At 73.0% G+C, this 20069-nt stretch carries 23 protein-coding genes; 16 read left to right on the top strand and 7 right to left on the bottom strand.

What is annotated here, in order from left to right; translation table 11 throughout:
- The first annotated feature begins 42 nt into the window (after window positions 1-42).
- From ACFY0F_RS15725 to ACFY0F_RS15700, 6 genes are all read left to right on the top strand, one after another.
- Entirely contained in the window at window positions 43-618 is a 576-nt protein-coding gene (locus ACFY0F_RS15725; protein WP_388793467.1) for an exonuclease domain-containing protein, read from the top strand.
- 37 nt (window positions 619-655) lie between these two features.
- Window positions 656-787 (top strand): hypothetical protein, encoded by a 132-nt coding sequence (locus tag ACFY0F_RS15720; RefSeq protein ID WP_388793465.1) that lies wholly within the window; start codon window positions 656-658, stop codon window positions 785-787.
- A 5-nt stretch (window positions 788-792) separates the two neighbouring features.
- Window positions 793-1011, top strand: coding sequence for an O-methyltransferase (locus tag ACFY0F_RS15715; protein WP_388793463.1), 219 nt, complete (start codon window positions 793-795; stop codon window positions 1009-1011).
- Window positions 1012-1105: 94 nt separating this feature from the next.
- Complete coding sequence (locus ACFY0F_RS15710) at window positions 1106-1261, top strand: hypothetical protein (protein WP_388793461.1); 156 nt, start codon at window positions 1106-1108, stop codon at window positions 1259-1261.
- A gap of 72 nt (window positions 1262-1333) precedes the next feature.
- Window positions 1334-1924 (top strand): TetR/AcrR family transcriptional regulator, encoded by a 591-nt coding sequence (locus tag ACFY0F_RS15705; protein ID WP_388793459.1) that lies wholly within the window; start codon window positions 1334-1336, stop codon window positions 1922-1924.
- Between the two features lie 108 nt (window positions 1925-2032).
- Window positions 2033-3211 carry a GDSL-type esterase/lipase family protein gene (locus tag ACFY0F_RS15700; protein ID WP_388793457.1) on the top strand — a complete coding sequence of 393 codons (1179 nt, stop codon included), beginning with the start codon at window positions 2033-2035 and terminating at the stop codon, window positions 3209-3211.
- Window positions 3212-3413: 202 nt separating this feature from the next.
- Here ACFY0F_RS15700 and ACFY0F_RS15695 read toward each other — a convergent pair whose 3' ends face one another.
- Window positions 3414-3899 carry a MarR family transcriptional regulator gene (locus ACFY0F_RS15695; RefSeq protein WP_388793455.1) on the bottom strand — a complete coding sequence of 162 codons (486 nt, stop codon included), beginning with the start codon at window positions 3897-3899 and terminating at the stop codon, window positions 3414-3416.
- A 146-nt stretch (window positions 3900-4045) separates the two neighbouring features.
- On the opposite strand from ACFY0F_RS15695, the gene ACFY0F_RS15690 reads away from it, so the two are divergent.
- The 6 genes from ACFY0F_RS15690 (at window position 4046) to ACFY0F_RS15665 (ending at window position 9896) form a co-directional block, all read left to right on the top strand.
- Entirely contained in the window at window positions 4046-5206 is a 1161-nt protein-coding gene (locus ACFY0F_RS15690) for a PP2C family protein-serine/threonine phosphatase (RefSeq protein ID WP_388793453.1), read from the top strand.
- Window positions 5207-5362: 156 nt separating this feature from the next.
- Window positions 5363-6256, top strand: coding sequence for an STAS domain-containing protein (locus ACFY0F_RS15685; RefSeq protein ID WP_388793451.1), 894 nt, complete (start codon window positions 5363-5365; stop codon window positions 6254-6256).
- Window positions 6253-6660 (top strand): STAS domain-containing protein, encoded by a 408-nt coding sequence (locus ACFY0F_RS15680; RefSeq protein WP_388793449.1) that lies wholly within the window; start codon window positions 6253-6255, stop codon window positions 6658-6660. Before ACFY0F_RS15685 ends, ACFY0F_RS15680 begins: the two co-directional genes overlap by 4 nt.
- Complete coding sequence (locus ACFY0F_RS15675; protein WP_388793447.1) at window positions 6657-7106, top strand: ATP-binding protein; 450 nt, start codon at window positions 6657-6659, stop codon at window positions 7104-7106. The genes ACFY0F_RS15680 and ACFY0F_RS15675 overlap by 4 nt, the downstream gene beginning before the upstream one ends.
- Complete coding sequence (locus ACFY0F_RS15670) at window positions 7103-8176, top strand: SpoIIE family protein phosphatase (RefSeq protein WP_388793445.1); 1074 nt, start codon at window positions 7103-7105, stop codon at window positions 8174-8176. The genes ACFY0F_RS15675 and ACFY0F_RS15670 overlap by 4 nt, the downstream gene beginning before the upstream one ends.
- Complete coding sequence (locus tag ACFY0F_RS15665) at window positions 8160-9896, top strand: SpoIIE family protein phosphatase (RefSeq protein ID WP_388793443.1); 1737 nt, start codon at window positions 8160-8162, stop codon at window positions 9894-9896. Before ACFY0F_RS15670 ends, ACFY0F_RS15665 begins: the two co-directional genes overlap by 17 nt.
- A gap of 160 nt (window positions 9897-10056) precedes the next feature.
- Here the strand turns inward: ACFY0F_RS15665 and ACFY0F_RS15660 are convergent, their stop codons facing one another.
- Window positions 10057-10551 carry a MarR family winged helix-turn-helix transcriptional regulator gene (locus tag ACFY0F_RS15660; RefSeq protein WP_388794065.1) on the bottom strand — a complete coding sequence of 165 codons (495 nt, stop codon included), beginning with the start codon at window positions 10549-10551 and terminating at the stop codon, window positions 10057-10059.
- A gap of 258 nt (window positions 10552-10809) precedes the next feature.
- On the opposite strand from ACFY0F_RS15660, the gene ACFY0F_RS15655 reads away from it, so the two are divergent.
- Window positions 10810-11202 carry an ATP-binding protein gene (locus ACFY0F_RS15655; RefSeq protein ID WP_388794062.1) on the top strand — a complete coding sequence of 131 codons (393 nt, stop codon included), beginning with the start codon at window positions 10810-10812 and terminating at the stop codon, window positions 11200-11202.
- Window positions 11203-11291: 89 nt separating this feature from the next.
- Here the strand turns inward: ACFY0F_RS15655 and ACFY0F_RS15650 are convergent, their stop codons facing one another.
- The 4 genes from ACFY0F_RS15650 to ACFY0F_RS15635 form a co-directional block, all read right to left on the bottom strand.
- The gene (locus tag ACFY0F_RS15650; protein WP_388793441.1) at window positions 11292-11567 is read right to left on the bottom strand and encodes a DUF4190 domain-containing protein; all 276 of its coding nucleotides are present in this window, start codon (window positions 11565-11567) and stop codon (window positions 11292-11294) included.
- Between the two features lie 3 nt (window positions 11568-11570).
- Complete coding sequence (locus tag ACFY0F_RS15645; protein WP_388793439.1) at window positions 11571-11732, bottom strand: hypothetical protein; 162 nt, start codon at window positions 11730-11732, stop codon at window positions 11571-11573.
- Between the two features lie 70 nt (window positions 11733-11802).
- Entirely contained in the window at window positions 11803-13389 is a 1587-nt protein-coding gene (locus ACFY0F_RS15640) for a glycerol-3-phosphate dehydrogenase/oxidase (RefSeq protein ID WP_388793437.1), read from the bottom strand.
- Complete coding sequence (locus ACFY0F_RS15635) at window positions 13386-13985, bottom strand: TetR/AcrR family transcriptional regulator (RefSeq protein ID WP_388793435.1); 600 nt, start codon at window positions 13983-13985, stop codon at window positions 13386-13388. Before ACFY0F_RS15635 ends, ACFY0F_RS15640 begins: the two co-directional genes overlap by 4 nt.
- A gap of 46 nt (window positions 13986-14031) precedes the next feature.
- Here ACFY0F_RS15635 and ACFY0F_RS15630 point away from each other — a divergent pair, with 46 nt between their 5' ends.
- From ACFY0F_RS15630 to ACFY0F_RS15620, 3 genes are all read left to right on the top strand, one after another.
- Window positions 14032-15627: an FAD-binding oxidoreductase gene (locus ACFY0F_RS15630; protein WP_388793433.1), complete on the top strand. Its 1596-nt coding sequence runs from the start codon at window positions 14032-14034 to the stop codon at window positions 15625-15627.
- Between the two features lie 60 nt (window positions 15628-15687).
- Window positions 15688-16569, top strand: coding sequence for a YegS/Rv2252/BmrU family lipid kinase (locus ACFY0F_RS15625; protein WP_388793431.1), 882 nt, complete (start codon window positions 15688-15690; stop codon window positions 16567-16569).
- Window positions 16570-16691: 122 nt separating this feature from the next.
- Window positions 16692-17753 (top strand): type I phosphomannose isomerase catalytic subunit, encoded by a 1062-nt coding sequence (locus tag ACFY0F_RS15620; RefSeq protein WP_388793429.1) that lies wholly within the window; start codon window positions 16692-16694, stop codon window positions 17751-17753.
- Between the two features lie 353 nt (window positions 17754-18106).
- Here ACFY0F_RS15620 and ACFY0F_RS15615 read toward each other — a convergent pair whose 3' ends face one another.
- Entirely contained in the window at window positions 18107-19930 is a 1824-nt protein-coding gene (locus ACFY0F_RS15615) for a M1 family aminopeptidase (RefSeq protein WP_388794058.1), read from the bottom strand.
- Between the last annotated feature and the right edge of the window lie 139 nt (window positions 19931-20069).

Below are 20069 nucleotides of genomic sequence, written 5' to 3'. Positions count from 1 at the left end.
AAATACGGGTGATGGGTGTGCCGTCCCCCTAGGCTCGGCGGCATGGATCAGGGGGATGCACTGTGGAACGTCGTCGACGTGGAGGCGACCTGCTGGGCGGGCCGCCCGCCGGCCGGGGCGGTCGGCGAGATCATCGAGATCGGGCTGACCGTCGTCGATCCGGCGACCGGTGAGCGCACCGGACGGCACCGCGTCCTGGTACGGCCCGCCCGCTCCACCGTCAGCGCCTTCTGCACCGAGCTGACCGGGCTGACGCAGGCCGAGGTGGAGCAGGGACTGTCCTTCGCCGAGGCGTGCCGGCTACTGGCCACCGTCCATCGCTGCGGATCGCGCCCCTGGACGAGCTGGGGCGAGTACGACCGCCGCCAGTTCGAGCGGCAGTGCCGGGCGACCGGTGTGACGTACCCCTTCGGACGGCGGCACGTCAACGCCAAGGAGGTCTTCACCGCCGCGCACGGACTGCCCAGGCGCCCCGGCATGGCCGAGGCACTGCGGGTCGCGGGACTGCCGCTGGAAGGACGCCACCACCGGGGCGAGGACGACGCCTGGAACATCGCCGCCATGGTCCTCGACCTCGTCCGGCGCGGCGCCTGGCCCGATCCCCGCGAGGCCCGGTGACCGCTCGTCGCAGCCGATTTCTCATCGAGGAGCCCACGTGGACCGTGCCCTGACCCGACTCCTGGACGATCTGCACACGCAGGGCCGTTCGCACGACGCGCCGCCGGCCGACCGGCTGCTGCGGCTGCGCAACATGGCCCCGAGGCGGCCCGGCCGGTCGCCCTGCTGATCCGTGTGCAGCGCAGCGGGCGCGTGCTGGAGATCGGCACGTCCAACGGGTACTCCGCGATCTGGTTCGCCGACGCGCTGCGGGACACCGGCGGCCGGCTGACCACGGTCGAGATCGACGGCGAGCGGGCGGCGACGGCGCGGCGCAACCTCGTACGCGCAGGACTCGCTCGTACGCGCAGGACTCGTGGACCACGCGGACGTCGTGCACGGGAACGGCGGTGAGGTCCTGGCCGCGGCCCCGGACGCGTCGTTCGACCTCGTCGTCCTCGACGCCGAACGACCCGAGTACGTGGAGTACTGGCCGTAGCTGCGGCGGGTGCTGACGCCGTACGGGCGCGTGGCGGTCGACAGTGCGGTGAGCCACCGCGAGCAGCTCACCGCGTTCGACGAGCTGGTACGGCGGGACGGGGCCTTCGCCGTCCACCTGAACGAGGTGGGGGACGGGGTGCTCACGGCGGTCAGATGCGGCTAATCCGATAGGGGATTTGCCTAAAGAGTTTAGGCAACTGCACAATCGGCTCAGCCGAGCGAGAGGACGCCGGACGTGGCGCGTGCAGGACTGACCCCGGACCGTCTCGCCCGAGCGGGCGCGGAACTCGCCGACGAGGTCGGCTTCGACCAGGTGACCGTCTCCGCGCTCGCCCGGCGGTTCGACGTCAAGGTGGCGAGCCTGTACTCGCACGTCAAGAACTCCCAGGACCTCAAGACGCGGATCGCCCTGCTCGCCCTGGAGGAGCTCGCCGACCGGGGCGCCACCGCGCTGGCCGGACGAGCCGGCAAGGACGCCCTGGCCGCCCTGGCGAACGTGTACCGCGACTACGCCCGGGAGCACCCGGGCAGGTACGCCGCGGCCCGGCTGCGGCTCGATCCGGCGACGGCGGCCGCCAGTGCGGGCGCCCGGCACGCCGGGATGACGCGGGCGATCCTGCGGGGCTACGACCTGACGGAACCCGACCAGACGCACGCGGTCCGGCTGCTGGGCAGCGTCTTCCACGGCTACGTCAGCCTGGAGCTGGGCGGCGGGTTCAGTCACAGCGCCCCCGACTCCCAGGAGAGCTGGACCCGGATCCTGGACGCCCTCGACGCCCTGCTGCGGAACTGGCCCGCGGACCGGACAACGAACTGGATCCACTGACCGGATCGACTGACCGGATCCACTGACCGGATCCCAGATCGCATCCCCCGACCACGTCCCGACCACCTCCCCTGACCAGGGACCTCCCGACCGGAACAGGCTGACGCGATGCCCACCCAGGACCACTGGATCACCACACCCGTCACCGCCGGCCTCCTGCGCGGCGCCCTCGACGTGGAGCGCACCGAACACGGCGTGCTGCCGCACCGGCTGCCCGCCCGGGCCCGCGCCCAGTGCGCCGACCCGCAGCTGGCCATGGCCGAGGCCCAGCCCTCCGGGGTACGCGTGGTCTTCCGCACCCGGGCCACCGTCCTCGAACTGGACACGTTGCCGACCAAACGGGTCTACACCGGCGCCCCACCCCGTCCGGACGGCGTGTACGACCTCCTCGTGAACGGCCGACCGGCCGGCCGGGGCAGCGTGCCGGGCGGCAACACCGTCACCATCGACATGGCCACCTGGACCACCGAGCGGCGGTCCGGCCCCGTCGGCACCCTCCGCTTCGCCGACCTGCCCGACGGGGTCAAGGACATCGAGATCTGGCTCCCGCACAACGAGACCACCGAACTCGTCGCCCTGCGCACCGACGCGCCCGTCGAGCCCGCACCCGACCCGGACCGCAGGGTGTGGCTGCACCACGGCAGCTCGATCAGCCACGGCTCCGACACCGAGAGCCCCACCACCACCTGGCCCGCGCTGGCCGCCTCCCTGGGCGGAGTCGAGCTGATCAACCTGGGCTTCGGCGGCAGCGCCCTGCTCGACCCGTTCACCGCCCGCACCCTGCGCGACACCCCCGCCGACCTGATCAGCGTCAAGATCGGCATCAATCTGGTCAACACCGACCTGATGCGGCTGCGCGCCTTCGGCCCCGCCGTCCACGGCTTCCTGGACACCATCCGCGAAGGCCGTCCGGACACCCCGCTCCTGGTGGTTTCGCCCCTGCTGTGCCCCATCCACGAGGACACCCCCGGCCCCAGCCTCCTCGACCCCGGCTCCCTCGGCACCGGCCGGCCGCGGTTCCGGGCCGCGGGTGACCCGGCGGAACGGGCCGCCGGAAAACTGACCCTGGGTGTCGTCCGAGACGAGCTCGCCCGGATCGTCTCGCAGCGGGCGGCCGACGATCCGCACCTGCACCACCTCGACGGCCGCCGGCTCTACGGCGAGGCCGACTCCGCCGAGCTGCCGCTGCCCGACGACATCCACCCGGACGCCGCCACCCACCGCCGCATCGGCGAACGCTTCGCCGAGTTGGTCTTCACGCCCGGCGGGGCCTTCGGCGACCGATGACGCCCGAGACGTCGGCCACACTCGCGGCAGGCGGCCGTCAGCCGGGGTACCTGAGTCATGGACAGGTATCCCGCGGAAAGTTGCCATTTGACAACTATGGTCGGGAGGCAACAAAGTAACCGTGTCGGACGTGCACGGGGAAGGATCTGGAATGTTCCGGTCGGCTCACGCCGGCTCCGTGTCCGGTGCCGCGGCCCGCGGCTCAGGCGGTCCGGCTGTCAGAGTCCTGCGCGGCGTCGTGTATCTGCGCGGCGGCCGCGTCGCAGAACGCCTCCAGCCCCTCCAGGAGCGCGGTGCGTTTTGCGGCGGGCATGAGATCCAGCACGGCCTCGAGTGTGATCTCCCGCCGTGTCCGCAGATCGGCCAGGAAGGCGCGGCCCCGGCTGCTGAGATACAGGCGCACCTCGCGCCGGTCGACCGGGCTCACCGCGCGCCGGACGAAGCCGGCGGCCTGCAGCCGGTCGCACAGCCGGCTCGTCGAGGGCGGTGTGGAGGCCAGGGAGTCCGCGAGCGAGCGCAGATTGATGCCCTCGTGGTGCTCCAGGATGAGCAGGACCCGCAGTTGCGAGGCCGACGCGGGCGCGGTCGACGCCCGGCCCCACAGCACCTCCAGCAGTTCCGCGGCCGTCGCGGTCACCTGTGCGACCTCGGCGGGCTCCGGGCGGGGGCGGAAGGTAGTCACTGTCACACTCTCGCAGACACTGGGACGGCCGCCAGCGTACTAGGGCCCGCCCGGCCGGGAGAGGCCCGAGCCGCCATCTGGTGGAACTGAACGGCCCTCTACGGGGAACGAGGCCTGTAGTCGTTCAGTGAAGGATTGGTGCGTTTACCATCGTGAACAGATTTGTGGCCGCCGAGCGCGCTCTGCGCAGGGCGGCGCCCCACGCCCTGCCGGACGCCGCCCGCCGCGTCCTGGCGGATCACTACGCGGCGGAGTCCGTCGAACTGTTCATGGCCGACTACGGCCTGTCCGTACTGCAGCCGGTCTCCGAGCTGCCGTACACCCAGGAGTCGGTCTCGGTGCACAACAGCCCGGCCGGCCGTGCCTTCGGCGCCCAGGAGCCGTACGTGGAAGCCGTCCAGGACGGCCGGGTGCGCGTACACCTGCCGGTCACCGTGCGCGGCGACCGGCTGGGCGTGCTGTCGGTGACCCTGCCGGACGAGGAGCGGGCACGCGACTGCCTGGGCGAGCTGACGGACGTCGCGGAGGTGCTCGGCCACGAGCTGGTCGTGGCCGAACGGGACACCGACCTCTACATGCAGGCGCGGCGCAAGGACCGGCTCACCCTGGCCGCCGAGATGCAGTGGCACCTGCTGCCGGGCCGCTCCTGCGCACGCCCGGAGTACGAACTCGGCGCCCAGCTGGAACCCGCCTACGCCATCTTCGGCGACAACTTCGACTGGTCGGCGACGGCGGACCACCTCATGTTGTATGTCACAAACGGCATGGGGGAGGGCATAGAGGCCTCCCTGCTGACGAGCCTGGCCATCAACGCTCTGCGCAACGCGCGGCGGGCCGGCATCCCGATCGCCGACCAGGCGGCCCTGGCCGACCAGGCCGTCTACGCCCACTACCGTGGCCGCTGCTACCTGTCCGTGCTGATGCTCGACTTCGAACTCGCCACGGGCCGCGCCTGGGTGGTCGACGCGGGGTCCCCGCAGATGCTGCGCCTGCGGGACGGCACGGTGGAGAGGATTCCGCTCGAGGCGCAGTTGCCGCTGGGTATGTTCGAGGAGACCGACTACGTCGCACAGGAGTTCCGGGTCGAGCCCGGCGACCGGCTCGTGTTCGTCAGTGACGGCGTCCACGAGGTCGCGTCCCCGGGAGGAGAGACCTACGGGGACTCCGCCCTGGCGCGGGCGATCACCTCGACCCGGCTGCTGCCCGCCGCCGAGGTCCCGCGTGCCCTCCTGCGGGAACTGTCGGGTCACCGCGGTCGTACGCTGCCACGGGATGACGCTTTGGTGGTGTGTCTGGACTGGCGGGGGCGCTGAGGGGCAGAGCAGGAGGAGAGGGCTGCCCGACGGTGGTGAGCACGTGTTGTTCGCGCTGCACGGGCAGCGCTAATGTTTGTCATACGGCAATAATCGGCCGGATCGGCCGACGACGACCGGCAGGCACCGGGCCTGTGCAGTAGGGAGACGATGTAAGTGTCGGACCAGCATGCGGCGGACGAGCCGGCGGCCCGCCAGGTGGGCGACTTCCTGGAGCAGCGCCGTGAGCAGATCGCCCAGCGCTGGGCGGACGCCACCCTGTTCCGGGCGGTCTTCACCGTCTCCCGGGACGAGGCGGTGGAGGCGTGCAGGGTCGTGGTGGAAGCCCTGACCCAGGTGGCGTACTCGGGAAGGCTGGAGGACATCGAGGCCCCCGGCTTCGAGGTCGTGCGCGACCAGCTCGGCCGTATGTCCGCGTCCCTGACCCGCACGGGATACAGCCCGGCCCAGATCGCCGGCGAGGTCGCCGGACTGCGCCCGTCGGCCCTCGAGCTGCTGCGCGGTGAGTTCCCCGACCCGCGAGGTCCGGAGAGCACCGAGAGCGTGCTGGCACTGACCGTGCTGCTGGACACCCTGCGCCTGGTCGTCATGGAGACCGCCCTCAGCGAGGGCGAGGAAGTGATCTCACGCCAGCGGCAGCAACTGCTCGAGGTGGCCACCCCGGTGATCAACCTGTGGGAGGGCGTCGTCGCGGTCCCGCTGATCGGCACCCTGGACAGCGCCCGCAGCCAGGTGGTCATGGAGAGCCTGCTGGAGGCGATCGTCGACCAGCGCGCCCGGTACGCCATCCTCGACATCACCGGGGTCCCCACCGTCGACTCGCTCGTCGCCCAGCATCTGATGAAGACGGTGGCCGCGGCCCGGCTGATGGGCGCCGAGTGCATCGTCTCCGGCATCCGCCCCGCCATCGCGCAGACCATCGTGCACCTCGGCATCGACCTGGGTTCGGTGCTCACCCGCGCCTCGCTGGCCGACGCCCTGGCCTACGCGCTGAGCCAGCAGGGCATCCAGGTGTCGCCGAGCACGGGCGCCGGAGTGAGCCCGCGGTGAGCGGTGGCTACCTCGGTCCCGCGGTCCCGGTGCTGACACTGGGAGACGTCCTGCTGGTCACCGTCCAGGGCGAGCTGCACGACGGGATGGCCGAGCAGCTCCAGCACGACATCACCCAGCGCATCGCCCGCAGCAGGGTGACCGGTGTGGTGATCGACGTCTCCGGCGTGGACATAGTCGACTCCTTCCTCGGCCGGATCTTCGCCGAGATCGCCGCCAGCACCCGGCTGCTGGCGGCCCGCACGGTGCTCGCCGGGATGCGGCCCGCCGTGGCGATCACGCTGGTCGAACTGGGGCTCACCCTGCCCGGACTGACCACCACCCTCGATGTCGAACGCGCGATGGAGCTGCTCGGGCAGCCCGTACCGACGGCTTCCGCCGACGGAAGGAAGGGAGGCACGTGACGCCGGCCTCCCGCCCCGCTGCGGCGACGACACTGCCCATCCGGTCGGACGCGGATCTGGCCTGGGTGCGGCAGCAGGTGCGCCAGACGGCGGCCGACCTCGGTTTCGGGCTGGTGCAGCAGACGAAACTGGTCACCGCCGCCAGCGAACTGGCGCGCAACACCCTCGTGCACGGCGGCGGAGGACACGCGGAGATCACGCCCCTGGACAACGGACGCACCCGGGGCCTCAAGCTGTCCTTCAGCGACGACGGCCCCGGCATCCGGGACCTCGAACAGGCGATGACGGACGGCTACACCACCGGCGGCGGCCTGGGTCTCGGCCTGAGCGGTGCCAAGCGGCTGGTGCACGAGTTCGCCGTCGACACCGAGCCCGGCCGGGGCACCACCGTCACCGTCGTCGCCTGGGTCGCCGGCGTACCGGCCTCCCGTTCGGAGCCGGCATGAGCCGGGTCTGGGACATCCCGGTGCACGACTCCACCCGGATCCGCGACGTCCGGGTGGCGGCCGAGGAGGCCGGCGCGTACGTCGGCCTGGACACGCACCGTACGGCGGTCGCGGCGCTGGCCGCCACGGAGCTGGCCACCAATCTGCTCAAACACGCGGGCGGCGGCCGGATACTGATCAACATCGTCGAGCCGCCGTCCGCCGACGGGGCCGCCCGCGGGCCGTCGGTGCAGCTCTTCGCCCTCGACCACGGCCCCGGTATCGCAGACGTCGGGGCCGCCCTGCGCGACGGCTACACCACCGTCAACACCTCCCTCGGCGCGGGCCTCGGCACCTGCCTGCGCATGTCCAGCGACTTCGACCTGTACAGCGCACGCGGCCGGGGGACGGTGGTGGCGGCCCGCATCGACCAGCGGTCCGCGGAGCGCCGGACGGGGACCGCACCCCGGGTCCGCGCCGGAGGCGTCAACATGTCCCTCGCCGGTGCCGAGCACTCCGGGGACGCCTGGAGCTGGGTGCGCTCGGGATCCCGTACGACCCTGATGCTGGCCGACGGCCTCGGCCACGGCGCCAAGGCCGCCGAGGCGTCGGGCGCAGCGGTCGGCGAACTGCGCCGCAGGGGGCACCTGGCGCCCGTGGAGCTCCTGCGGCACCTGCACACGGCGCTGCGGCCCACCCGGGGAGCGGCCGTCGCCGTGGCCCAACTGGACGAGGCCACCGAGGAACTCAGCTTCGCCGGCGTCGGCAACATCGGTGCCCGGCTGCACCACGCCGGCACCTGGCAGGCCCTCGTCTCCCATCCCGGCATCGTGGGCGCACACTTCCCGGCGGGCGTTCCCCTGCGGCGGGTGCCGTGGACCGGGGACAGTCTGCTCGTCCTGCACAGCGACGGACTGCCCAGCCGCTGGTCACCGCCCGACGACACCCGGCTCCTCCGCCACGACCCGGCGGTGGTCGCCGCGGTCGTCCTGCGGGACGCCAGCAGCCCCGCCCGACCCGTACGCGACGACACCAGCGTGGCCGTACTCTCCCCCGACCGCCGGACCGGCACCCATGACCACAGCATCTGATGTCTGGCACATCACCTCCGTGTCCGACGCGGCCCGTGCCCGCACCGCCGCCGCGCGTCTCGCGGCGGCCGCCGGCGCACCCGCCCTGGAACGGGCACGCTTCCTGACGGCCCTCACCCAACGGCTGCGGCACTGCCTGGCGCAGGGCGGCGCGGACGTCGTCGTCACCACCGAGCAGCCCTCCCCGGACACGGAGCGGCGGGTACGGGTCGACGTGCGGCCGGCCGGCCCGTCCGCGGACGGGGGCCCGCCCTGGCAGTTCACGCTGACCTGCCACCGTCCCGTGGAGCAGACCGGAACCGGCCACCTGGCCGACGCCGACGGCACGGAGCTCGCCGAGGGCCTCCTGGCCGCGGACGAGGAAACCGCGGCGGCTCTCGACCGGCTCGACGAGCTGGAGGAACTGGTCCGCTTCCACCGTGAGGAACTCCACCAGACCAACCAGGGCGTCCTGGCCCTCCACGCCGAACTCGACGCCGCCTCCCGGGCCCAGCGCGAACTCCTCGACGCCGAACGAGTGGCGCGTACCGAGGCGGAGAACGCGCGGCGCCTGCTCACCTTCCTGACCACCGCCAGCGCCGTCGTGACCACCTCGCTCGACCACGAGGACATCCTGCGCCGACTGCCCCGGCTCCTCGTTCCCGACTACGCCGACCACGTCGACATCTGGCTCTTCGACGAGGAGGAGGTGCCGCACCACGGCGAGCGGCCGGCCGCCGCCGTCACCGCCGCCCGCACCGGCCGGCCCCAGCATGCCGCCGATCACCCGGGCGGCCTCCCCGGCGTCGAGGACCATCCGCCGTCCGTGCTGTCCCCGACCCGGCCGCTGCTGTGCGTCCCGCTCACGGCACGCGGTGTCCTCGGCGTGCTGACACTGACCGCGCCCGGCCCGCGCTTCGACCCGGACACCGGTGTCATGCTCCTGGAACTGGCCCGGCGCCTGGCCATCGCCCTGGACAACGCCCGCCGCTACGAACAGCACCGGGACACCGCCGAGGCCCTGCAGCGCGCCCAGCTCACCGAACTCCCCGCCTGCCAGGGGATGTCCCTGGCCGCGCGCTACCTGCCCGCCACCCACGGACTCAACATCGGCGGCGACTGGTACGACGCCTTCACCCAGCCCGACGGCAGCGTGCTCGCGGTCATAGGGGACGTCACGGGACACGGGCTGCGCGCCGCCGTGATCATGGGGCAACTGCGCACCGCGCTGCGCGCCTACGCGGTCGAGGGCGACAGCCCGGCCCGGATCCTGACCCGGCTGCACCACATGCTCCGCCACCAGCAGCCCGAGCTGTACGCCACCGCTGTCATCGCCCGCTTCCGGCCCGGCGACACGGAGGTCGTCTGGGCGGCCGCCGGGCACCCGCCCGCCGTGGTGCGCTCCCCCGAGGGCGAGGTGCGGATACTCGACACCAAGCCGGGCGTCATGCTGGGGGTCCCCCTCGCCTACGAGTACGAGGACCACGTCGTCCGGATCCAGCCCGGCTCCACCGTCGCCCTCTACACCGACGGCCTCGTGGAGCGCCGAGCACACGGCATCGACCCGGGCATCGACCGTCTCGCCCATGCCCTGGCCGCACTGAGCCCGGCGGAACTCGAGGACCTCGACGCCTGTGCCGACTCGCTGCTCAAGCCCATGCTGCACGACTCCGAACGCGACGACGACATCTGCCTCCTGCTGTGCCGCACCGGGCCGGAAGAGGCCCAGTCCTGCCGATGACGGGGCGTGCGCCACAAACGGGCCGGTGACATCGACCGTGGAACGAACGGACGCAGGAACATGGCCCGTTGAGCAGATGCGGGAGCTCTTCAGCGAGGGCTTCCCGGAGTTCATCACAGCCGATCGGCCGGCCGAGCAGTTGGGTCGGGGTCCGCACCGTTCAAGGTTCGGGCTCGTCCTGGCCGGGAGGTGCGTCGTCCCGGGTTGCGAGGAAGGCCCGTAGACCACGGCTCAGCGCCGAGCGCTCCGCGGGGCGCATGGCCGCCAGGGCCTTTGTCAGGGCCTCGTTGCGGCGCGCCGCGACGTCGCCCAGCACGCGCCGCCCGTGCGGGGTCAGCCACAGCTGCACCTCGCGGCGTCTGCGCGGATGCAGGGCGCGCTCCAGCAGCCCGGCCGCCTCCAGCCGGTCGCACAGCCGGCTGGCCGTCGGCAGCCCTATGTCCAGCTGCTGGGCCAGAGCGGTCAGGTTCACACCCGGCGCCGCCTCCAGGGCCCGCAGCGCCCGCAACTGGTGCAGGGACAGCCGCAGCACCGCCTCCTGCGCGGCCAGTGACCACAGTGTCGTCAGGTTCTCCACGGCATCGGAGATCTCCAGGGCGACGGCCTCCGGGCCATCGCCCGCTCCCTCCTCACCGGACCGGCCGAGACGGGTCACGAACACATCACTTTCCATCAGCTCCGCGCCGTACGGGTTACCTCATTCCATCGCTGTACCCGACAAGCCGCGGAGCAAGCCGCCGTTGTCCGGACCGCAACCCGACCCCGGTGGCCGTCGGTGTGACGCAACCGACATCGAACGAGGGGGCGTGCGCGACGGATACCGGGGTATGCGCCGGGCGTGACAAGTGCGGTGAAGGAAGGCGGGGTGGAACTGGCCACCCAGGGCGAAGGCAGCGTGCGGGACGCCGAACCGATGGGGATCACGGCGGCCCTGGACGGCGACGACGGCTGCATCGCCCAGGCCCGTCGTCTGGCGGCCCAGTTCCTGGAGCGGGTGCAGGCCGAGCACGGGCTGCCGGTCTCGCCGCGCGCCATGGAACTCACCCGGCTGGTGGCCAGCGAACTGGTCACCAACGCCATCAAGTACGCCCCCGGCCCGGTGCTGCTGGACCTGCGGATCGCGGGAGACCTGGTGGAAGTCGTCGTCTGGGACAGTGAACCGGCGCTGCCGGTCGCACGGGCCGCCGACCCCGGGCGGGTCGGCCAGCACGGCCTGGAGATCGTGATGGCCGTCTGCCAGGGCTTCGAGGCGCAGCGGGAGCCGGTGGGCAAACGCGTCACCGCGCGTATCGCGCTGCTCGACTGAGGCCGTCCGCGGCGTACGCGGGCGCGTGAGCTGCCCTCGGGCGCGACAGGGCCGCCGTGCGGTGCCCGCCGCGCCGGGGGCCCCTGTGCTCATCCGCCCCAGAAGGACCATGACGCCGTACCGTGCACGGCCGTCAGCACGGCGAGGACGACGATGTCCGCGATGCCCAGGCCGAGGCCGAGCAGCGCCCGGAACCGGCGTGGGGTGCCGCGGCGCAGCGCGACCACGGCCAAGGCGATGGCGATCGGGCCGAGGACGAGGTTGAGCACGAGCAGGCCGACGAGCCCGAGGACGAAGGAGGCCACGGCCATGCCCTCGGTGTCCCGTCGTCCCGTGCGCTCGGAGGGGGGTGCGGTCAGTCGCATCGCCTACGCCCTCCTCGTCCCGCGGCGGCGGCGCTCCCGCGCGGCGAAGACCAGCAGCCAGACGGCGATCACCGTGCCCAGGACGACCGTGACGGGCCAGGGGAGATAGGCCGCGCTCCCCATGACCACGCCCAGCAGGAGCAGGGCGGCAACCAGGAACAGCACGGCTACCTCCCCTCGGCCACGGGAACGGAAAGGCACTGACGTTTCTTTAACGCGCTCATGACATCGTGGGTTACCCGCGATCGGCCGTGTCACGCAGGAGCTCTCCGGCTCCGTCCAGAATCTCCCGGGCGGCCCGCAGCGCCGCCGTACGGTCCTCGGGGACCAGGCCGACGCGCGTGCGCCGGTCGAGGAGGTCCGAAGTGTCGAGCGCCCCTTCGTGCCGTACCGCCCACAGCAGTTCGGCGCCGGTGACCGGATGGCCGGGGACGAGGGGTTCACGCAGCCGGCGGTCCCTTTCGCCCAGGGCGTGCACCGCCGTGGCCTCGGTGCCGTAGCGCCGGACCAGGCGCCGGGGCACGGGCAGGGCGGCGAGCCGGGCCGGTGCGGCGGCGCCGACCAGGGGGAGCGCGGCGGTGGGGGAGGGGCCGGCCGGCAGACCCCGGGCCGCGACGGCGGCGTCGACGGCGTCCTCGGCCATGCGCCGATAGGTGGTCAGCTTGCCACCGACCACCGTGACGACGCCCTCGGCGGACGTCAGCACCGCGTGCCGCCGGGAGATGTCGGCCGTCCTGACCGTCCCTCCCGACCGCTGCGGCGGGGTGTCCAGCAGGGGGCGCAGTCCCGCGAACGCGCCCACGACGTCGTCACGGTGGACGGGGGAGTCCAGGACGGAGCCGAGCACGTCGAGCAGGAACCCGATGTCCGTCTCCGGCACCTCGGGGACATCGGGGACGGGACCCTCGACGGGTTCGTCGGTGAGGCCCACGTACACCCGGCCGTCGCCCTGCGGCAGGACGAGCACGAAGCGGTTGGTCTCGCCGGGGACCGGTATGTGCAGTCCGGCCGGCAGGGGGCCGAGCCGCTCGGCACGCAGGACGAGGTGGGTGCCCCGGGACGGCCGGATCCGGATGCCGTCGACCAGGCCGTCCGCCCACACTCCGGAGGCGTTGATCACCGCACGGGCCCTGATCTCGCCCTCCTCGCCGGTGAGTTCGTCACGCACGAGAGCACCCGAGGCGGACAGCCGCAGGGCCCTGACCCGGGTCAGGACACGCGCACCGCGGGCGGCGGCGGTGCGGGCGAGCGCGGTCACCAGGCGGGCGTCGTCGGTCAGCCGGCCGTCCCAGGACAGCAGGCCGCCGCGCAGCCCGTCGGTGCGCAGGGCCGGGGCCAGGTGCCGGGTCTCCTCGGCGGACAGCCGGCGGGGCGCGGGCAGGGTGGCGCGGGATGTGCGGGCCGCCAGCCGCAGGGCGTCGCCGGCCCGGAACCCGGCCCGCGCGAGGGCGGCCCCGGTGCGCGGGACCAGGGGGGTGAGCGGCAGCACGAACGGCTGGGCGCGCACCAGGTGCGGCGCGGTGCGCTGCATCAGCACGCCCCGCTCCACGGCGCTCTCGTGGGCCACGTCCAGCTGGCCGGACGCCAGATAGCGCAGACCCCCGTGGATGAGCTTGGAACTCCAGCGCGAGGTGCCGAAGGCCAGGTCGTGGGCGTCGACCGCGACGACCGTCAGCCCGCGGGCCGCGGCGTCCAGGGCGGCTCCGGCGCCGGTGGCACCGAGACCGACGACCAGGACGTCCACCACCGGCCCGCCGACGGTGCCGGCCAGTTCCCGGCAGCGGCGCGCGGCGGACAGGGACGAGCTGCCGGTGGGGCTCATGGTGCGAGGGTCCTCTCCAGGATGGTCCGCAGCTCCCGGAGGAAGGCGGCGGGGGTCAGCTCCGGGTCGTCCTCCTCGGTCATGGTCCGCAGCGACAGGGTGAAGGACTGCACGATCAGCAGCACGGACCGCGCCTGACGCGCCGGAGGGCACACCCGTACCGACCCGTCGGCGTGGCCGTCCCGCAGGGCGCCGGCCAGCAGTTCCAGCAGGGCGTCCTGGCTGGCGCCGCGGCGGTCGAGGACGTACGGCAGGAGGAGTTCCGGATCGACGTCGACGATCTTCCGGAAGAGCGGGTGGGCGCGGAAGGCCTCCACCCCGTCCACCAGCCCGTCGACGACCAGGTCGCGCGCGGACCGGTCCGGCCGTGGATCCGGCATGGCGCGTGTGGCCACACCGACCCACTCACGTGTCATCAGGTCCCCGACGAGGGTACGGACGTCCGGCCAGCGCCGGTAGAGCGTCATCCGCGAGACACCCGCCCGGCGGGCCACGTCGGTCAGGGTCGTACGACGGACACCGACGGCCAGCACGCAGTCGCGCACCGCGTCGAGCACCGGATCACTGTCCCGCTCGTTGTGACGAATAGGCGTCATGTGTCACAGTGTAACGCCCCTGAAGCGAGCGACGAGGACGACCGCGATGGACATGCTGTGGAATGGCTGGGGCGACCCGGCCGAGGCGGCACCGCTGCCCGAGACGGTGACCGGGCTGCTGCGTGACCTGCTGGGCGTCAGGCCGCGCCCGGCCGCACCGCTGCGGCTGGACGACATCGCCGTCCCCGCCGCACCGCTCGACCCCGCCGCCCTGCGGGCACTGTCCGAAGCCGTGGGCGGCGACGAGCACGTGCTGCGGGACGCTGAGACCCGCGTCCGGCACACCCGCGGCAAGTCGACCCCGGACCTGCTGCGGATCCGCGCCGGCGACATGAGCGACGTGCCCGCCGCCGTCGTTCTCCCAAAGGCTCACGACGCCGTGCTCGCCGTACTCCGGGTCTGCGCCGAACACGGCCTCGCCGCCGTCCCGTTCGGCGGCGGAACCTCCGTCGTCGGCGGGCTCGCCCCCGCATCGCGCGGCCCCTTCGTCGCCCTGGACCTGCGCCGTATGAACCGGCTGCTCGACGTCGACCCCGTCTCCCGCACGGCCACCCTGCAACCCGGGCTGCGCGCACCCCGGGCCGAGGCCCTCCTCGCCGGACACGGCTTCACGCTCGGGCACTTCCCGCAGTCCTACGAGTGGGCCACCATCGGCGGATTCGCCGCAGCCCGGTCCAGCGGGCAGGCCTCCGCCGGATACGGGCGCTTCGACGACATGGTGCTCGGCCTCACCGTCGCCACCCCCGAGGGCACCCTCGAGACCGGACGGGCCCCGCGCTCCGCCGCCGGACCGGACCTGCGCCAGCTGATCCTGGGCTCCGAGGGCGCCTTCGGCGTGATCACCTCCGTCACCGTCCGGGTGCGTCCCCTCCCGGAGGTCCGCCGGTACGAGGGCTGGCACTTCCCCTCCTTCGAGGAGGGCACCGCCGCACTGCGACGACTCGCCCAGGACGGCCCGCGCCCCACGGTGCTGCGCCTGTCCGACGAGACCGAGACGCTGATCGGGCTCGCCCAGCCCGACGCGATCGGCGCCGAGGGCGCGCAGCGGAGCACCGGATGCCTGGCGGTCGCCGGGTTCGAGGGCACCGAGGAGGACACCGCCCACCGCCGCGAACGGGCCGCCGCCGTGCTGCGCGAAGCGGGCGGCACGTACGCCGGTACGGAGCCGGGCGAGCGCTGGGCACACGGCCGCTACTCGGCGCCCTACCTGCGGGACTCCCTGCTCGACGCGGGGGCGTTCGCGGAAACACTGGAGACCGCCGCCTTCTGGTCGAGGATCCCCGCGCTGTACGCCTCGGTCCGCACCGCCCTGACCGCCTCCCTCACCGAGGCCGGCACCCCGCCCCTGGTCATGTGCCACATCTCGCACGTCTACGAGAACGGTGCCTCGCTGTACTTCACCGTCGTCTCCGCCCAGGGGGAGGACCCGGTGGCCCACTGGGCCCCGGCCAAGCGGGCGGCGGGGGAGGCGATCCTCGCCGCGGGCGGCACCATCAGCCACCACCACGGTGTGGGCACCGACCACCGCGACTGGTACGTCCGCGAAGCCGGTCCTCTCGGTGTCGCGGCCCTGCAGGCGGTCAAGGAGCGTCTGGATCCCGGCCGGTTGCTCAACCCCGGCGTCCTGCTCCCCACGGACTGACGAACCACCCTCCGCCCGACCGGCACACCCGCCCGTACCACCGCCTCGAAAGGCGCGCCCATGCGACAGTTCACCGCCGTCGTCAACCCCACCGCGGGCTCAGCGGGCGCGGCGGCCGCCCTGCTCCGGGTGGCCCGCGTGCTGCGGGAGGCCGGGGCCGGACTGGAGACGGAGTACAGCCGCAGCCTGGGGCACGCCCAGGACATCGCACGCCGCGCGGCGCAGCGGGGGCGGGTGGTGCTGGCGGTCGGCGGCGACGGCATCGCCGGCGGTGTCGGCGGCGGGCTGAGCGGCACCGACGCGGTGCTCGGCCTCGTACCGGCCGGGCGGGGCAACGACTTCGCCCGGGCCCTCGGCCTGCCCGCCGACCCCGACGCCCTGGCCCGGACCCTGCTCGACGCGGACCCGCGCCCGGTGGACACCATCGAGGTGCGCTCGGCCGTCCACCGCCGGGCCGTCGTACTCGGCAGCGTGTACGCGGGCGTCGACGCCCTGGCCAACCGCCACGCCAACCACGCCCGTCTGCTGCGCGGTGCCGCCTCCTACTACGCGGGCGGCCTGCGTGCCGTGGCCACCTGGCGCCCGGTGGACTACCGGGTCACCGTCGACGGCCGCACCCACGCGCACCGCGGCTACACCGTCGTCGTCGCCAACTCCCCCTACTACGGCTCCGGTCGCATGATCGCCCCCGCCGCCCGCGTGGACGACGGCCTGCTGGAAGTGGTGATGATCCGTCAGGCACCGCGCCGGCTGTTCTTCACCCTGATGAACGAACTCGGCTCCGGCGCCCATGTCGGGCGGCCCGAGGTCGACATCCTGCGCGGCCGCGAGATCCGGATCGAAGCGGACCGCGAGGTGCCCTACGGCGCCGACGGGGAGGTCGAGGCGGTCCTGCCGGTCACGGTGAGGGTGCTGCCCGGCGCGCTGAGAATGCTGTACTGAGCACCGGGACGCCGATCCCGTCCGACCTGCTCGCATCGGCCGGCGCACGTGTGGGCACGCCCCCGACGGGCTACCCGGCGCGGCGGACGCGTACGCGACGGCAGGACGAGCGAGGACGGAACGTGGACTGGTACCCGCTGCGGCTGACCACACCGGTCAAGCAGCACGTCTTCGGCGGCCGGGCCATTGCCGACCGCCTCGGCCGCGGGGGTCTGCCCCCGGGGCGGATCGCCGAGACCTGGGAGGTCAGCGACGTGGACGGCGACGAAGCACACGTGCGGGAAGGCCCCCTCGCCGGGGCGCGGCTGCGCGACCTCGTCCGCCGGCACCCGCAGGACATGCTGGGACGCGGTCCGCGAGGGCCGCGTTTCCCGCTGCTGACCAAGTTCATCGACGCCGCCGCCCCGCTGCCGGTGCACCTGCATCCGGACGACCGGGCCGCCCACGCGCGGGGCGAACCCAACGGCAAGACCGAGGCCTGGCACATCCTCGAGGCGGAGCCCGGCGCCACCGCACTCGCGGGCGTGAAACCCGGGGTGGGACGGCGACGACTCCGGCAGGCCCTCCTCGACCAGGACTTCGACACCGTGCTGCGCCGGCTGCCCGTCCGGGCCGGACAGACCCTGTACGTCCCGGCGGGCACCGTGCACAGCTTCGGCCCGGGCACACTCGTCTACGAGATCGAGCAGACCTCGGACCTCCAGGAGCACGCCATGCGCCACCGCATGGAGGACGGCGCGCCGCTCGACGAGGACGCGTGGCACGCCAACGTGGAGGCGCTGCTGGAGCAGTGGCACCCGGACCACCGGCCAGAGTTCACACAGGGGCTGAGGCTGCCCACCGGTGACGGCACCCAGCGGGTGATCCTGTGCGCCGGCCCCTACTTCGCACTGGAGCGGTGGCAGGTCGCGGCCGGCGCCCGGCTGGACCGCCCCGTCACCACCGCGCTCGTGGTGAGCAACGCCGGCGCACCCGCGTCGTTCTCCGGCGGGGGAACGACACAGACGCTGGCCCGCGCCGAAACGGCACTGCTGCCCGCCGTGCTCGGTGACATCCGGCTCCACGGCCCGGCCGACGTCCTCGTCGGCTACGTGCCGGACCTGGACGCCGACATCCGGGACCCCCTGCTCTCGGCCGGTCACGGTCCCCGTGTCGTGGCGACGCTGGGCGAAGGTCTCGGCTGAGCCTCCACCAAGGGTGCCCCCCGCCCCCCGTACGGGGGCACCCGGCCTGTGGGCCGACGGTCGGAAGGCGCCGGCGTTGAGGGCCTTCTGGAGCTGGGTCGTGGTGGCGTCGTCCCAGCTGTCGTGCGGCGGCAGCCCCAGGTGCTGGTTGAGGGCGGTCACGGTGTCCGGCCCGGTGATCCCGTCGGCGGTGACCCCGACGTAGCTCTGCAGGACCTTGATCGTCAGCGGGCCGAACGCCCCGTCGACGTCGAGCGGCGCGGCCGCGGCGACCAGTGCCCTGGGCGTCGTGACCGTACCCATGTGCCTCGGGTGGCGCCGGCCGGCGCCACCCGAGGCGGCCGGTGTCCCGGTCAGCCGTCGATGCGGTGGGTGGTCCAGAACGAGGTGAGGTCCGTGGTCGTGGCCGCCTGGGCCGCGGCCTTGAACTCGGCGGTGGTCGAGACGCCGTACCAGTGCGAAGTGGCGTAGTCCTTCAGCAGTTTCGCCATGGCGGTGTCGCCCAGGACGCGCCGCAGATCGTGCAGGGCGCACTTGCCGTAGCCGTAGACGACGGTGGAGTACCGGGAGGAGTGGGCGTCCCAGTACGCCATCGAGTTGGTGATCTTTTCGGCCGACGAGGCCCAGGAGACGCTGCTCCAGCAGTTGCTGCCGGTCTTGCCCTGCGCGAGGTCGGTGGCGTAGTCGGTGAACGCCTCGTCCAGCCAGGGGCTGTTGTACTCGTCGTCGCCGACGATGCCGTAGAACCACTGGTGACCGATCTCATGGGTGAGCGCGGTCGTGCTGACGAGGTCGAGGACGAAGCCGGGGTACTCCATGCCGCCGAACCAGTAGTTATTGTCGATGACCGCGTCCAACTCACCGTACGGGTAGGCGCCGAACCGCGCGGCGTGGGCGTCCACGGCCGACTTGGCGGTGCTGAGCATCGACTGCGCGGAGGAGGAACTGATGCCCGACACGGAGTAGACGTTCACCGCCGTACCGGCGGCGGAGGTACCGGAGATCTTCGTGAAGGGGCCCGCGGCCCAGGCGAAGTCACGGACCTTGGCGGCCGTGGCGGTGGTGACGGTGCGTCCGCCGGTGCCGGGCGTGTCGACAGAGGTGCCGGTGGCCGGGACCAGCAGGGTGCTCGGGTGGTCGAGGGTCACACGGAAGTCGGCGGCCAGCGAGTAGAACGACTCGCCGTTGTTCGTGTACGGGTCGAGGTGCCAGCCCGCGCCGTCCTTGACCGCGAGGACGGGCAGGGCGTTGCCGATGAAGCTGAAGGAACCGTCGTGCCCGAAGCGGTCGGCGCCGCTGGGTACGGTGATGCCCAGGTCGAAGCCGATGGTGGCCGACTGGCCTTGGGCGAGAGGCGCCGGAAGGGCGATCCGCAGGGCGGTGCAGCCGACGGAGAGGGAGCCGGCCGTACCCCCGGTGACGTTGCTGACCGTGATCGGCATCGCCGAGCAGGTGCCGTGGTAGTTGTCCCACAGCCGCAGGTACACCTCGCTGAGCGCGGTGGCGGAGGCGTTGGTGAACGTCGCGCTCTCGTGACCGGTCCAGACGGTGCCGGCGGCGTCGCTGCTCAGGCTGACGGTGTACGAGGGCGCGGCCGGGGTCCGGGTGGAGTCCGCGGGCGGGGCCGAGTCGCCGGAGGTGTCGAGGGCGACGTCGTCCACGACGAAGCTGGTCTGCAGGCTGGAGTCCTCGGTGCCGCTGAAGGCGAGGCTCACGGTCTGGCCCGCGAACGCCGACACGTCGAAGGACTTCTGGACGTATCCGGTGTTCTTGTCGAGGTTCGAGTAGGTCGCCAGCGTGGTGCTGCCGATCTTCGCCGTCAGCTTGTCGTATGCGGTGGACGAGGTGGTCTCGGCCGTGTCGACGTGCAGCCAGAAGGTGAGGGTGGCGCTGTTGCACCCGCTCGGGATCGTGACGCTCTGCGTGAGCGTGTCGGTGTGGGTGCTGCCGACACCGTCCAGCCAGGCGAAGGATGTTCCGCCGTGGGCCGACTGGCCGGTGCGGCTGGTGATGACGCTCGTCGACGACTGGCTCCATGGCGAGGTGCCGCCCTCGAAGCCGCCGTTGCCGACCACCTGCGCCGGGCTGCAGGCGGCGGCCCGCTCCGCGGCGGGCGGCGCGGCTGCCGCCGGGGTGCTCGGCAGCGAGACCGCCACCAGCGCGGCGACGGCGAACATGCCCGCCGCGAGGGTCTTGTGGGCGGTGGGTCTGTGGGGGGTCTGTCTCACGCGTGACTCCTTTGCGCGGCCGGGATCGACGGCCTGCTCGGCGGCCGTCCGGTCGGCTGGGGTGCGCCGGGTCGGCCGTGGGGTGCGT

It is taken from the genome of Streptomyces sp. NPDC001544, assembly GCF_042894285.1.
Lineage (GTDB): Bacteria > Actinomycetota > Actinomycetes > Streptomycetales > Streptomycetaceae > Streptomyces.
The sequence above is the reverse complement of the archived record's forward strand: the minus strand, read 5'-3'. Positions and strand labels throughout refer to the sequence as shown.

Excerpts from the sequence above, each read along its gene's own strand:
- ACFY0F_RS15725 (WP_388793467.1), top strand. The coding sequence starts at position 43 with ATGGATCAGGGGGATGCACTGTGGAACGTCGTCGACGTGGAGGCGACC.
- ACFY0F_RS15700 (WP_388793457.1), top strand. The coding sequence starts at position 2,033 with ATGCCCACCCAGGACCACTGGATCACCACACCCGTCACCGCCGGCCTC.
- ACFY0F_RS15670 (WP_388793445.1), top strand. The coding sequence starts at position 7,103 with ATGAGCCGGGTCTGGGACATCCCGGTGCACGACTCCACCCGGATCCGC.
- ACFY0F_RS15665 (WP_388793443.1), top strand. The coding sequence starts at position 8,160 with ATGACCACAGCATCTGATGTCTGGCACATCACCTCCGTGTCCGACGCG.
- ACFY0F_RS15655 (WP_388794062.1), top strand. The coding sequence starts at position 10,810 with ATGGGGATCACGGCGGCCCTGGACGGCGACGACGGCTGCATCGCCCAG.
- ACFY0F_RS15650 (WP_388793441.1), bottom strand. The coding sequence starts at position 11,567 with ATGCGACTGACCGCACCCCCCTCCGAGCGCACGGGACGACGGGACACC.
- ACFY0F_RS15640 (WP_388793437.1), bottom strand. The coding sequence starts at position 13,389 with ATGAGCCCCACCGGCAGCTCGTCCCTGTCCGCCGCGCGCCGCTGCCGG.
- ACFY0F_RS15635 (WP_388793435.1), bottom strand. The coding sequence starts at position 13,985 with ATGACGCCTATTCGTCACAACGAGCGGGACAGTGATCCGGTGCTCGAC.
- ACFY0F_RS15630 (WP_388793433.1), top strand. The coding sequence starts at position 14,032 with ATGGACATGCTGTGGAATGGCTGGGGCGACCCGGCCGAGGCGGCACCG.
- ACFY0F_RS15625 (WP_388793431.1), top strand. The coding sequence starts at position 15,688 with ATGCGACAGTTCACCGCCGTCGTCAACCCCACCGCGGGCTCAGCGGGC.
- ACFY0F_RS15615 (WP_388794058.1), bottom strand. The coding sequence starts at position 19,930 with ATGTTCGCCGTCGCCGCGCTGGTGGCGGTCTCGCTGCCGAGCACCCCG.